Source organism: Micromonospora sp. RHAY321, assembly GCF_023896955.1.
Taxonomy (GTDB): Bacteria; Actinomycetota; Actinomycetes; order Mycobacteriales; family Micromonosporaceae; genus Micromonospora.
In genome coordinates this window covers 153,110-166,001 of sequence record NZ_JAMHIW010000004.1, presented here as the reverse complement: position 1 = coordinate 166,001, position 12,892 = coordinate 153,110, and the positions used below count along the sequence as shown (strand labels likewise).

General features: G+C 72.0%; 10 protein-coding genes. 5 read left to right on the top strand and 5 right to left on the bottom strand.

From position 1 onward, the window contains the following. Positions 1 to 4: 4 nt before the first annotated feature. The 5 genes from M8C17_RS11875 to M8C17_RS11855 form a co-directional block, all read right to left on the bottom strand. A complete protein-coding gene (locus M8C17_RS11875; protein ID WP_252416488.1) occupies positions 5 to 964 on the bottom strand; it encodes a hypothetical protein in 960 nt (319 codons plus the stop codon). Further along, complete coding sequence (locus M8C17_RS11870; protein ID WP_252416487.1) at positions 961 to 3,435, bottom strand: AAA family ATPase; 2,475 nt, start codon at positions 3,433 to 3,435, stop codon at positions 961 to 963. The genes M8C17_RS11875 and M8C17_RS11870 overlap by 4 nt, the downstream gene beginning before the upstream one ends. After that, positions 3,435 to 4,583, bottom strand: a complete 1,149-nt coding sequence (locus tag M8C17_RS11865) for an exonuclease SbcCD subunit D (protein WP_252416486.1) — start codon at positions 4,581 to 4,583, stop codon at positions 3,435 to 3,437. The genes M8C17_RS11870 and M8C17_RS11865 overlap by 1 nt, the downstream gene beginning before the upstream one ends. Before the next feature lie 15 nt (positions 4,584 to 4,598). Then, a complete protein-coding gene (locus tag M8C17_RS11860; protein ID WP_252416485.1) occupies positions 4,599 to 6,350 on the bottom strand; it encodes an ATP-binding protein in 1,752 nt (583 codons plus the stop codon). Positions 6,351 to 6,505: 155 nt separating this feature from the next. Continuing rightward, on the bottom strand, positions 6,506 to 7,252 hold the full coding sequence (locus tag M8C17_RS11855; RefSeq protein WP_252416484.1) for a pyrimidine reductase family protein: 747 nt from the start codon (positions 7,250 to 7,252) through the stop codon (positions 6,506 to 6,508). A 151-nt stretch (positions 7,253 to 7,403) separates the two neighbouring features. Between M8C17_RS11855 and M8C17_RS11850 the strand changes: the two genes are divergently transcribed. The 5 genes from M8C17_RS11850 (at position 7,404) to M8C17_RS11830 (ending at position 12,864) form a co-directional block, all read left to right on the top strand. Continuing rightward, complete coding sequence (locus M8C17_RS11850; protein ID WP_252416483.1) at positions 7,404 to 7,958, top strand: plasmid pRiA4b ORF-3 family protein; 555 nt, start codon at positions 7,404 to 7,406, stop codon at positions 7,956 to 7,958. Positions 7,959 to 8,210: 252 nt separating this feature from the next. After that, positions 8,211 to 9,500, top strand: a complete 1,290-nt coding sequence (locus M8C17_RS11845; RefSeq protein WP_252416482.1) for an ABC transporter substrate-binding protein — start codon at positions 8,211 to 8,213, stop codon at positions 9,498 to 9,500. Positions 9,501 to 9,609: 109 nt separating this feature from the next. Continuing rightward, positions 9,610 to 10,581, top strand: coding sequence for a carbohydrate ABC transporter permease (locus M8C17_RS11840; RefSeq protein WP_252416481.1), 972 nt, complete (start codon positions 9,610 to 9,612; stop codon positions 10,579 to 10,581). 10 nt (positions 10,582 to 10,591) lie between these two features. After that, on the top strand, positions 10,592 to 11,434 hold the full coding sequence (locus tag M8C17_RS11835) for a carbohydrate ABC transporter permease (RefSeq protein WP_252416480.1): 843 nt from the start codon (positions 10,592 to 10,594) through the stop codon (positions 11,432 to 11,434). Beyond that, entirely contained in the window at positions 11,431 to 12,864 is a 1,434-nt protein-coding gene (locus M8C17_RS11830; RefSeq protein ID WP_252416479.1) for a GH1 family beta-glucosidase, read from the top strand. The genes M8C17_RS11835 and M8C17_RS11830 overlap by 4 nt, the downstream gene beginning before the upstream one ends. The last annotated feature ends 28 nt before the right edge of the window (positions 12,865 to 12,892 follow it).

Below are 12,892 nucleotides of genomic sequence, written 5' to 3'. Positions count from 1 at the left end.
GCGTTCAGCGGGCCACGCGGGCCGCGGCGGTCAGCGCGCGGTGCAGCAACCGGGAGTCGCCGAGCAGCGCCCGCAGGCGGCGCTCCAGGCCGGCGATCGGGATCAGGTTCTGCGGGGCACGAGGATCCTTGTACGGGGTGGACGCGAACCGCGGCAGCGTGACCAGCGACAGGTCGGCCAACTCGATCGCCGCCTCGACGGGCAGGTCGGCGGAGCACTCCACCCGCACGATGCCCGCCCACGGCGCGCCGGCCGCCACCGGCAGCCGCAGATACCACGACCAGCCGCCCCACGCCGTGCCGAGCCGGAACACCGGCGAGCGCTCACCGGACGCCAGGCCGGTCACCACCGCGGTCAACCGCGCGTCCAGGTACTGGCTGTGCTGGGTCTTGATGTAGCCGAGCGTGCGCGGCAACTGCCGCCGGCTGCGCAACGGCCCGTCCACCACCAGCAGGTCACCGTCGACCCGGGCCGCGTCGGAGACCGCCACCTCCAACGCGGTCAGCGGGCCCTGCACGGCCGCCGGCAGCTTCGCCAGCTCACCCGTGCCGCCCACCCGGTGCACCGGGTAGCGGATGGCCCCCGCCACCACGTCCTGCGCCGACGGGCTCGCGGTGAACAGGCCCCGACCGACCCGGGTGCCGGCCAACTGCGCGGCACCCCGGCCCAGGTCGCAGCGCACCACCCCGGCCGCGTACGACGCGGCCAGCCCGGGGAACGACACGCCGTCGGCCTCGGCCGTCCAGATGCTCGCGTCGATCCGGCGTACCCCGTCGACCAGCAGCACCACGTCCGGTGCCCGCACCCCCGGCCGCACCCCGACCGCCCGCCAGTCCACCGCGGGCAGCTCCACGTCCGCGTCGACCTGCGCGCTGCTCGGCGCGGCCGGCCCGGCGGCGGACGCCTCGAACGACGCCCCGTACGACGGATCCCACGAGTCGACGAAGAACGCGGCGTCGCTCACCGGCCGGTCCGTTCCACGCGCGCCGAGCGGGCGTCCTTGCGCACCTCGAACCGGACCGGGATCCGCTCGGCCAACGCCGGCACGTGCGTCACGACGCCGACCATCCGGTCACCCCGGGCGGCCAGGTTTTCCAGGGTGGCCGCCACCGTGTCCAGGGTGGCCGCGTCCAGCGTGCCGAAGCCCTCGTCCAGGACGATCGACTCCAGGCTCGCCGCCGTGGTCGACATCCCGGCCAGCTGCTCGGAGAGCGCCAGCGCCAACGCCAGCGACGCCTGGAACGTCTCGCCGCCGGAGAGGGTGCGCACGCCCCGGCGCAGCCCGGCGTCGTGCTGGTCGATGACGAAGAACTCGCCCTTGTCGTGCACCAGCTCGTACTGCCCGGAGGACAGCTCCCGCAGGATCCCCGACGCGCCGTCCACCAGCAGGTCCAACGCCTCGGCCAGCAGCCACCGCTCGAAGTTGTTGGCCCGCAGGTGCCCGGCGAGCGCGCGGGCCACCTGCGCCTCCCGCTCGTGGACGGCACGCTGCTCGCGCAGCGTCCCGGCCTGCTCGCGGCGCTCCCGCAGGCGGCGCCGGTCCGCCTCGGCCCGCTCCACCGCCACCGTCGCCGCATGCACCGGGTCGTCCCCGACCGGCACGTCGGCGGCGGCGAAAATGCCGGCGATGCGCTGCTGCACGGCACCGGCAGCGGCCTCGGCCTCGGCGACGACGGAGGCCCGGGCGGCCCGGTCGGCCCGGCGGCGTTCCGCCTCGGCGCCCGCCCAGCCGGTCAGCGCCGTCCACGCGGCGGCCACGTCGTCCCGGTCCGTCGCGGGCGGGCCGAACCGTGCCAGCCCGTCGCGGGCGGTGTCGAAGCCCCGCCAGGCGGCGCGCAGTCGCTCCTCGGCCGCGTCCACCCCGGCGCGGGCCTGGCGGGCGTTGTCCCGGCCAGCCCGGACGGCGGTCGCCGCCTCCTCCAGAGCGCGCCGCAACCGGGCGTGCTCGGCCAGCTCCCGGCGCAGCACGGCCGGCTCCGCCGCGCCGGCGAGCTGCCCGTCGAGGTCGGCGAGCCGGGCGTCCACCTGCTCCTGCCGGGCACGGGCCTGCACCAGCAACCGTTCGAGGTCCCGTGCCGCCGCGTCCCGCTGCTGCACGGTCGCCTGGGCGGCCTTGGTGGCGGCCCGTGCCGCCTTGCCGGCCGCCGTGGCCGCCGCCACCGCCGAGTCGGCCGGCACCGCCGGCACCTCGGCCACCGGCTGCTCGCAGACCGGGCAGGGCGCGCCCGGGTGCAGGTGCACCCGCAGGCTGACCGCCAGGTCGGTGGCCTTCGCCTCCTCGTGCGCCCGGAAGGCCGCCTCCAGCTCGGCCTCGGCCCGTTCGGCGTCGGCGCGGGCGGCGGCCAGCGCGGCAACCGCCGCGCTGTGCTCGTCGTTCGCCGCGCCCACCGTCGCGCGGACCGTCTCGGCCTCGCCGGTCAGCCGGTCCCGATCGTCGTACGCTCGCAGCAGCAGTCGCAGCGCGCTCTCGTCCCCGGCGCCGGCCAGCTCGCCGCGCAGCTTCTCCTCCCGCTCCTCGGCCAGTGAGACGCCGGCGGAGGCGGCCTCGGCCTCGGCCCGCGCCGCGGCCACCGCACGGGCCACCTCGGCCACCCCACGCGGCGCACGCACCCCGGTCAGCACCGTCAGCTCGTCGTCGAGGGCGGTCAACGCCTCCGCCGCCTGCCGCGCCGTGACCCGGGCCGTCGCCAGCTCCGGCACGGCCGCGGTCACCGCGGCGGCCAGCTCGGCCATCCGGTCGACCCGGGCGTCGGCCTCGGCCAGCGCCTCGTCGTCCACGCCGGTGAGCCCGGCCAGCAGCTGGTCCACCGCGTCCAGTCGGGCCTCCGCCTGCGCGGCCCGCGCCGTCGCCCGCTTCTGCACGTCCTCGTAGACGCCCAGGCCCAGCAGGTTGACCAGGATCTGCTGCCGGGTCGCCGGCTTGGCGTGCAGGAAGTCGGCGAACTGCCCCTGTGGCAGCACCACACAGCTGGTGAACTGCTCGTACGGCAGCCCGACCGCCTCCAGCACCGCCTGTTCCATCTCGGCGGGGGTGCCGGCCACCACCTCGCCGAGGTCGTCGGGGCTCAACCCGGTGTCCAGCTTGGTCACGTCGAACCCGGCCGGCATCAGTTGCAACCCGGCGTTCGCGGTCTTGACGTTGCCCCGGCCGTCGCGGCGGACCACCCGGGTCGCCACGTACCGCGCGCCGCCGGACTCGAAGACCAGCCGCACCCGGGCCTCGGTCGCCGACGGCGCCAGAGCGTTGGCCAGACCCCGGGGGCCACCCCAGCGGGGCACCATGCCGTAGAGGGCGAAGCAGATGGCGTCCAGCACAGTGGACTTACCCGAGCCGGTCGGGCCGATCAGCGCGAAGAAGTCCGCGTCGGTGAAGTCGACGGTGGTCTCGTCCCGGAAGACCGTGAAACCGGCCATGTCCAACCGCATGGGACGCATCAGTGATCGACCTCCTCGAAGAGCTCGTCGAAGAGTTCCCGGACGCCCTCGTCGGCGTGCCCCCGGCTGTCGAGGTAGTCGGCGAACAACTCCCGCGGCGAACGCCCGGAGCGTTGCGCGATGCGGGCGCCGCTGCCCGGCGCGGCGAGCAGCTCCGGGTCGATCCGGATCTCCAGCGCCCGGGGGAGCAGCTCCTGGACCTCCTCGCGCAGGCCGGCGCGGGGTTGCTCCCGCACGTACACGCGCAGCCAGGCGTCCGGTGCCTCGATCTCGGCGAGCTGGGCCAGGGTGCCCCGCACGGTGCGCAACGCACTCGCCGCGGTCACGGGCACCTCGCGGACCTTGGCGGCGGTGCTGGCGGTCACCTCGACCACCGTCACCGAGGGGACGTTCTCCTGCTCGCCGAAGTCGACCGCGAGCGGGCTGCCGCTGTAGCGCACCGGGCAGGGGCCGATGACCCGCTGGGCCCGGTGCAGGTGACCAAGCGCCACGTAGTGCGCGGTGGCCGGGAAGACGGTGGCCGGAACGGCGTAGCCGAGCACGGTGTGCGCGTCCCGCTCGCCGCCGCCGGTGGAGGCGCCGGTCACGGTCACGTGCGCGGTGACCAGGTGCACCCGGTCCGGCTCGGTGAAGCCCTCGGTCAGTCGGCCCAGCACCCGGCCCAGGTGATCGGCATACGTCTGGTTGGCCTCCGCGGCCGTCAGCTCGTACATCTCCAGGGCGCGCACCGCGTACCGCTGGGACAGGAACGGCAGCGCGGCCAGCTGCCACCGCTCGCCGCCGGCGGTGGTGCCGTCGATCACGTGCTCGTCCGGATTTTCCCGTACGCCGCCGCGCAGCGTGATGCCGGCGGCCTCCGCCCACGGCCGCAGCGCGTCCAGTGCCGGGCCGTTGTCGTGGTTGCCGCCGATCGCCACCACGTCCGCGCCGGTACGGCGCAGCGCGGTCAACGCCCTGGTGACCAGCCGGGTCGCCTCCGAGGTGGGGGCGGCGGTGTCGTAGAGGTCACCGGCGACGATCACCAGATCCGGCTGCTCGGCGCGGGCGATGTCGATCACGCCGGCCAGCACGGCCTTGTGTTCCTCGGCCCGGGACTGCCCCTTGAGCACCTTGCCGACGTGCCAGTCCGAGGTGTGCAGGATCTTCATGGCTGTGCCGGCCCCCTAGAACGGGATGTCGTCGTCGGTGCCGCCGCCGGAGCCCACCACGGCGAACGGGTCGGCGGACTGGGTGATCGAGCGCAGTGTCTCCGATGGAGCGGGGCCCGCCTCGGACACCCGGGTGGCCCAGGCCGGGAACGGGAACTCCAGGCAGAGCGGCACCGGGATGTCCGGCTGGTTGACGAACATGGTGCCCGGCTTGGCCAGCAGCGCCCGTTGGCGCTGCGCCGGCGGCAGGAAACCGTACTCCGGCCGGGACGCCTCGGCCGGGTCGAGCCGGCCGACCACCCGGATCGCCGAGTTGGTGACGATCCGCCGCTCCACCTCGCTCGCCGTCTGCTGGGCACCGATCAGGATCACCCCGAGTGAACGACCCCGCTCGGCGATGTCCAGCAGCACCTCCTTGATCGGTGAGGAGCCCTCCCGGGGGGCGTACTTGTTGAGCTCGTCGAGGACGACGAAGAGCAGCGGCTTGGCGGTGCCGGACTTCTCCTTGCGCTCGAACTCGCTCTTGAGCGTCACGCCGACCACGAACCGCTGGGCGCGGTCCGGAAGGTTGTGCAGGTCGACCACGGTGACCTGGGCGGACTCGCTCGTGTTGATCGAGTGCGGGCGGCGGGTGGCGAGGTCGCCGCGGATCAGCCGGGCGAGGTCCTTCTTGCTGCCGATCAACCGGCGGGCGAACGCGTTGACGGTGCCCAGGCCGACCGCGCTGCCCGCCCAGTCGGAGCGGGTCTCGTCGTCGTTGAGCTGGTCGACGATGTGGTCGACCAGGTCGCCGTAGGAGCCGAGCCGGACCCCGTCGATGCTGACCCCGCCGTCGGCGGGCTGGGCGTACCGGGCCAGGTGCGCGGTGACCGAGTGGACGACCATCGTGTACTGCTGGCGCTCGTCGTCGGCGTCGGCGAAGACGTACGGCAGCAGCCGGTCGGCGCAGAACTCGCTCAACGTCCAGTAGAAGGAGTCCACGCCGGTGAGGCGGCTGCTCACGTCGGGGGTGCCGGCGGAGTCGCCGACCCGGGGCGGCGCGTACACCCGGACGTCGGGAAAGGCGCCGGCGCTCAGCCCGAGCTTCGCGTAGGCCGCCCGGGTGGGCTCGTCGAGCCGGGTGTTGGGGTGGTCGAGGAAGAGCAGGTCCTCGCCCTTGACGTTGAAGATCAGCGCCTTGGCGTTGACAGCGTCGCCGCCCAGCACCCCGGAGCGGAAGACCGAGTAGAGCAGGAAGGTGGCGAAGCTCGTCTTGGTGGCCACCCCGGAGATGCCGGAGATGGAGACGTGCGCGCCCCGGCTGCCGTCGAGGAAGTCGGCGTTGAGGTAGACCGGCACCCCGTCACGACCCATGCCCATCGGGATGCGCCGCTCCATGCGGTCGAAGTGCAGCGCCCGGGCCCGCGCGTCACCCTCGGCCCGGTGCACCACCGCGCCGGGCGTCGGCGGCACGTAGAACTCGGGGTCGACCCGGGTCGTGGTCACCTCGGCCGCCTCCTGCACCTGCGCCGGCAGTGTGCCGTCGGCGATGGCGAAGACGTCGGAGTCGAACTGGGCACCCTCGTGTCGGGCCCGGACCTGGGTGACCACCCCGGCGATCGTCACCGGCTCCCGGTCGGGCAGCTCACGCCGGGTGACCACCACGTCGTCGAGCTGGAGGTAACTGCCGGGCGCCACGGCCGTCCAGAACTGCAACGGGGTGGCGTCGGCGGTGCCCAGCACCCGGCCGACCGGCTCGCCCGGGCCGTCGAGGCCGGCGTCGGTCATCGGGCGACTCGGGTCGGGCGGGCATCACGGTCGAGGCGCATGACCTGCATCCTGCCCGAGGAGTACGACAGGTCGCCACGCGACGCGGCGGACGACACCATGCCGCCGCCGGCCTCACGACGCTGGGTGTGGAACCGGCGACGCTCGGTCGCCGGTTACGGACGGGCGTGGCGGAGCATGAGGACGCCGTCGTCGGCGGCGAGCACATGCCGCAGCGGCAGCTGCCGGGGTGGCGTGGGGTCGCCGGCGGTGATCCGGCCCGGTCCGGGGCCGGCGAGCAGCGGCGAGACCGTGAGGCACAGCTCGTCGACCAGGTCGGCGGCGGTGAGCGCGCCGAACAGGTGCGGGCCGCCCTCGCAGAGCAGTTGGGTCAGCCCGCGCCGGCGCAGCTCGTCGAGGCCGGCGGCCAGGTCGACCCGGTCGGTGCCACAGCGCAGCACGTCGGCGACGTCGGTCAGCCCCGGCGGCGCCTCGGCAGTGGCGTGGGTGAGCACCACCGGCCGGACCGGCGCGTCGGCGAGAGCGGCCTGCGCCGGGTCCAGATCGAGCGAGCCGGAGACGACCACCAGCGTGGGGTACTCGGCCAGCCCGTTCGCGCGGCGCCAGGCGCGGCGACGTTCGTCGAGCCGGACCGCCCGGTAGCCCTCGTGGCGCAGCGTGCCGGCGGCCACCACCAGCGCGTCGCAGAGCATCCGCAGCAGGCCGAAGACCCGCTTGTCCGGCTCGCCGGACAGCCCGGCGGAATAGCCGTCCACGGTGACCGCCCCGTCGAGGCTGGCCACGAAGTTGACCCGCAGGCGGGGACGGTCGGCGCGGCCGTAGAGCGCGGTCAGCGCGTCGTCGTCCAGCGGCAGCTCAGACGGCTCGGGCCAGAGCCGCCGGATCGGAATTCCGACGGTCATTCGCCGGCCGGACCAGTGACCGGAGGGGTCGGTCGGGCGGTACGGTGCTGGCAGTCGCACCAGTTCCGGCCCGGGCAGTCGTCGTGTCGGCGGGCCCGGCACGCTCGGCAGATCATGCTGGCAGCCTAAGCCGTGGGAGGACAGGGACAGCATGCCGCGTCAGATCTTCCAGCTGAAGATGTCCCTCGCCGGGGTGCGCCCGCCGGTGTGGCGCCGGGTGCTCGTCCCAGCCGGCTACACGTTGGACCGACTGCACCGGGTGGTGCAGCACGCGATGGGCTGGCGGGACTGCCACCTGCACTCGTTCGAGATCGACGCCGTGCAGTACGGGGAGCCCGACCCGGACGGGGAACTGGCGTTGCACGACGAGCTGGACGTCCGGTTGGACGCCGTGCTCGGCAAGGGCAGCCGGTTCTCCTACACCTACGACTTCGGCGACTGGTGGGAGCACGACCTGGTCGTCGAGGACGCGTTGAGCGCCGACCCCGACGAGCGCTACCCGGTCTGCCTGGACGGCGAACGGGCCTGCCCGCCGGAGGGCATCGGTGGGCCCCTGGGCTACCGGGCGCTGCTGGCCGCGCTGGCCGAGCCGGCGGACCTCGCCGACCCGCAGCAGGCGCTGCTGCGCGACTGGGCGGGTTCCACGTTCGACCCGGCCCACTTCGACGTCGGCCGCACCGGCACCCTCCTACGCCGCTTCTGCTGACCGCCCGCCCACCCCACCACCACCGCCACACCCCCGCCGGCCCCGCCGCCGCTGGCGGTAATCAACAGGTGGGCGAGCGTGGTAACGATCTGGGAACGCTCCCATCGTCCTATTGACACCCCCGTTACCCGCCGGCAATCTCATGGGAGCGCTCCCGAGGGTGGTGTGGGTCACCCACGTTCCCCGGACCGGCGCGGCAGGCACCCCCCACCACACACACCCAGCCTCACCACCGGAAAGAGGGGTCAGCGAATGAGTGTCACCACGCGGCGTACCCGCCTGGCGGCCGCTGCCCTGGCCGCGATCACCGCAATCGGCGGTCTCGCGGCCTGCGGCAACGACGACGACAAGCCGGCGGCCGGCGAGAAGCCGGCCAAGCTGGTCGTCGACACCTTCGGCGAGATGGGCTACGACGAGCTCGTCAAGCAGTACGAGAAGGACACCGGCATCAAGGTCGAGCTGCGCAAGACCGCGCAGCTCGCCGAGTACCGGCCGAAGCTGGTCCGCTACCTGGCCACCGGCAAGGGCGCGGCGGACGTCACCGCCCTGGAAGAGGGCATCCTCAACGAGTTCAAGCCCAACGCGCGCAACTGGGCCGACCTCGCGCCGCTGGTCTCCGACCACTCCAAGGACTATCTGCCCTGGAAGTGGGAGCTGGGCAAGGCGCCGGACGGTCGGCTGATCGGCCTCCCGACCGACGTCGGCAGCCTCGCCGTCTGCTACCGCAAGGACCTGTTCCAGGCTGCCGGCCTGCCCACCGAGCGCGACCAGGTGTCGGCGCTCTGGCCGGACTGGAAGGGCTTCCACGACGCCGGTCTGAAGTACAAGCAGGGCAGCGGCGGCAAGGCGTTCATCGACTCGATCACCGCCGTCTCCAACGGCGTGATGTTCCAGGGCAACGGTGACCTGTTCTACGACAAGGAAGACAACATCATCGCGGACACCAGCCCCGCGGTGAAGAACGCCTGGGACACCGCCACCTCGATGGCGGACATCTCCGCCAAGGCGCAGACCTGGTCGCCGGAGTGGTCCGGTGGCTTCAAGCAGGGCACCTTCGCGGCCACCTTCTGCCCGTCCTGGATGCTCGGCATCGTGTCGGACAACTCCGGTCCGGCCAACAAGGGCAAGTGGGATGTCGCGTCCGTGCCGGGCGGCGGCGGTAACTGGGGCGGCTCGTGGCTCGCGGTTCCGGCGCAGAGCAAGTACCCGCAGGAGGCGGCGAAGCTCGCCGAGTACCTGACCAACGCGAAGAGCCAGGTCGAGGCCTTCAAGCTCAAGGGCCCGCTGCCCACGAACCTGGAGGCGCTGAAGAACGACGCGTTCGTCAGCTACACCAACGAGTACTTCAGCAACGCGCCGACCGGCAAGATCTTCGGGGAGAGCGTCGCCAAGATCCAGCCGACCCACCTGGGCCCGAAGCACCAGGCGATCAAGGAGAACGCACTCGAGCCGGCGCTGCGGGCGTTCGAGAGCGGGCAGGCCGACAAGGCGAAGGCCTGGGAGCAGTTCACGAAGGACGCCAAGACTCAGGGTGCCTTCTGAGTGATTCCCCGCCGGTGGCGTTCGGGGCTTCCCGGACGCCACCGGCCGGTCCCCTCCGCGTAGCGCCCTGCGCGAGGGCCCCCGGGCCTCGCCGGAAAAGGAAATTCGCATGAGCCTGTCGGCCACGACGGCACCGCCGTCGCCAGCAGCACCGCCTTCTCCCGACGTCCCTTCCCGACTCCGCCGGGGAAGGCTCCTCAACCGTCTCGATGTCAAGTACTCGCCGTACCTCTACATCGCCCCGTTCTTCGTGATCTTCGGCGCGTTCGGGCTGTATCCGATGGTGCGTACCGCCTGGATGTCGCTGCACGACTGGGACATGATCGGCGACCACTCGTTCATCGGCTTCGACAACTACACCAGGCTGTTTTCCGACGAGTACTTCTGGAACGCGCTGGTCAACACGTTCGGCATCTTCGCCCTGTCGACCATCCCGCAACTGTTGCTCGCCCTCTTCCTGGCGAACCTGCTCAACCGGACCTTCCTGCGCGGCAAGACCTTCTTCCGGATGGCCATCTTCATGCCGAACGTGGTCTCGGTGGCCGCGGTCGCCATCGTCTTCGGGATGCTCTTCCAGCGGGAGTTCGGCCTGTTCAACTGGCTGCTCAGCTTCGTCGGTGTCGACGCGGTCGACTGGGACGGGCAGCGGTGGAGCTCCTGGATGGCCATCTCCTCCATGGTCAACTGGCGGTGGACCGGGTACAACACCCTGATCCTGCTCGCCGGCATGCAGGCGATCCCGAAGGACCTCTACGAGGCCGCGGCGATCGACGGTGCCAGCCAGTGGCGGCAGTTCTGGCAGATCACCCTGCCCATGCTCAAGCCCACCTTCATCTTCGTGGTCATCCTGTCCACGATCGGCGGGATGCAGCTCTTCACCGAGCCCCTGCTCTTCGCCAACGGCAACATCCTCGGCGGCAACCAGCGGCAGTTCCAGACGCTGGCCATGTACATGTACGAGATGGGCATCCAGAACCTGAACACCGCCGGCTACGGAGCCGCGGTCGCCTGGGCGATCTTCATGATCATTGTTGTGGTGTCGCTGTTCAACTTCCTACTCGTCCGCCGCTCGGCGAAGTGAGGAGAGATCGATGATCTCGGCTTCCCAGCGCCTGTGGCGCACCAGCCCACTGACCTACGTGGCACTCGTCCTGGCGGCGCTGCTGTCGATCTACCCGTTCTACTACATGATGGTGATCGGCACTCGCAGCCTCGACAACATCAACGACGTGCCGCCGCCGCTGACGCCCGGTGGCGCGTTCGGTGACAACTTCGGGCGGGTGCTCGACAACGACGCCGCCAACTTCCTCACCGGCATGATGAACTCGATCATCGTCTCCTCGGTGGTAACCCTGTCGGTGGTGCTCACCGGTTCGCTGGCCGGGTTCGCCTTCGCCAAGCTGAAGTTCCGGGGCAGCAACGCCCTCCTGCTGGCGATCATCATCACCATGATGATCCCGACCCAGATGGGGCTCATCCCGCTCTGGGGCATGATGCAGGACCTGGGGTGGTACGACACCCTCTACGCGGTCACGGTGCCGTTCCTGGTCAGCGCCTTCGGTGTGTTCATGATGCGGCAGTACGCCAGCCAGGCGATCTCCGACGAGCTGATCGAGGCCGGCCGCGTCGACGGCGCGAGCACGTTCCGGATCTACTGGAGCATCGTGCTGCCCGCGCTGCGCCCGGCCGCCGGAGTCCTCGGTCTGCTGACCTTCATGGAGACCTGGAACTCGTTCCTCTGGCCGTACGCCATCCTCTCCCCGGAGAACCCGACCCTCCAGGTCTCGCTCTCCTTCCTCTCGTACGCCTACTACACCGACTACTCGCAGGTGTTCGCCGCCACGGCGATCGGCACCATCCCCCTCGTGCTCGTCTTTCTCGTGTTCGGCCGCCAGATCATCGGCGGGATCATGGAAGGTGCCGTCAAGTCGTGAGCAACCCCGCCAGCCCGCCCGCCGTCGGCGTCCTCGACGAGCGCCCCGGGCTGACCTTCCCACCCGGCTTCCTGTGGGGGGCCGCGACCGCCGCGTACCAGATCGAGGGGGCAGCGGCCGAGGACGGCCGTACCCCGTCGATCTGGGACACCTTCAGCCACACCGACGGCCGGGTGGTCGCCGGGCACACCGGCGACGTGGCCTGCGACCACTACCACCGGCTCGGCGACGACGTCGCCCTGATGGCGGAGCTGGGCCTGAAGTCGTACCGTTTCTCGGTCTCCTGGCCCCGGGTGCAGCCCGGCGGCACCGGCGCGGCCAACCCGCGCGGCCTGGACTTCTACCGCCGGCTCGTGGACGAGCTGCTGGGGCACGGCATCGAGCCGTGGCTCACCCTCTACCACTGGGACCTGCCGCAGCCGCTGGAGGACGCGGGCGGCTGGCCGGCCCGGGAGACCGCGGCCCGCTTCGCCGACTACACGGCGCTGGTCGCCGACGCGCTCGGCGACCGGGTGCGCTACTGGACCACGCTGAACGAGCCCTGGTGCTCGGCGTTCCTCGGCTACGGCTCCGGCGTGCACGCCCCCGGCCGGTCCGACGGGGCGGACGCGGTCCGTGCCGGGCACCACCTGATGCTCGGGCACGGCCTGGCCGTGCAGGCGCTGCGGGCCGCGCGGCCCGACGCCGAGGTGGGCGTGACCGTCAACCTGTACCCGGTCGACCCGGCCAGCGACGCTCCCGGTGACGTGGACGCCGCCCGGCGGATCGACGCGCTTGCGAACCGGTTCTTCCTCGACCCGCTGCTGCGCGGGTCGTACCCGGCCGACCTGGTGGCCGACCTGAGTGCCGTGACCGACTTCGGCCACGTGCGCGACGGCGACCTGGCGACCATCTCCACGCCGCTGGACCTGGTCGGGATCAACTACTACAGCCGGCACGTCGTCGGCGGCCCGGTCGAGGGGGCCGAGCCGGAGCCGTACTGGCGGGCGCCGTCGTGCTGGCCGGGCAGCGAGGACGTCCGGTTCGTCACCCGGGGCGTCCCGGTCACCGACATGAACTGGGAGATCGACGCCCCGGGCCTGGTCGAGACGCTGCGCCGGGTGCACGACGAGTACACGGACCTGCCGCTCTACGTCACCGAGAACGGTTCCGCGTTCGTCGACACGGTCGTCGACGGGCAGGTCGACGACGTCGACCGGCTCGCCTACTTCGACGCCCACCTGCGCGCCGCGCACGAGGCGATCAACGCCGGGGTGCCCCTGCGGGGATACTTCGCCTGGTCGCTGATGGATAATTTCGAATGGGCCTGGGGTTACACCAAGCGATTCGGCATGATCCATGTCGACTACGACAGCCAGGTCCGCATACCCAAGTCCAGCGCCAGGTGGTACGCCTCGGTGATCCGACGCAACGGTCTGGCCGCACAATAGGCTCGGGCCAGCCATCAGGGCGGTCCTG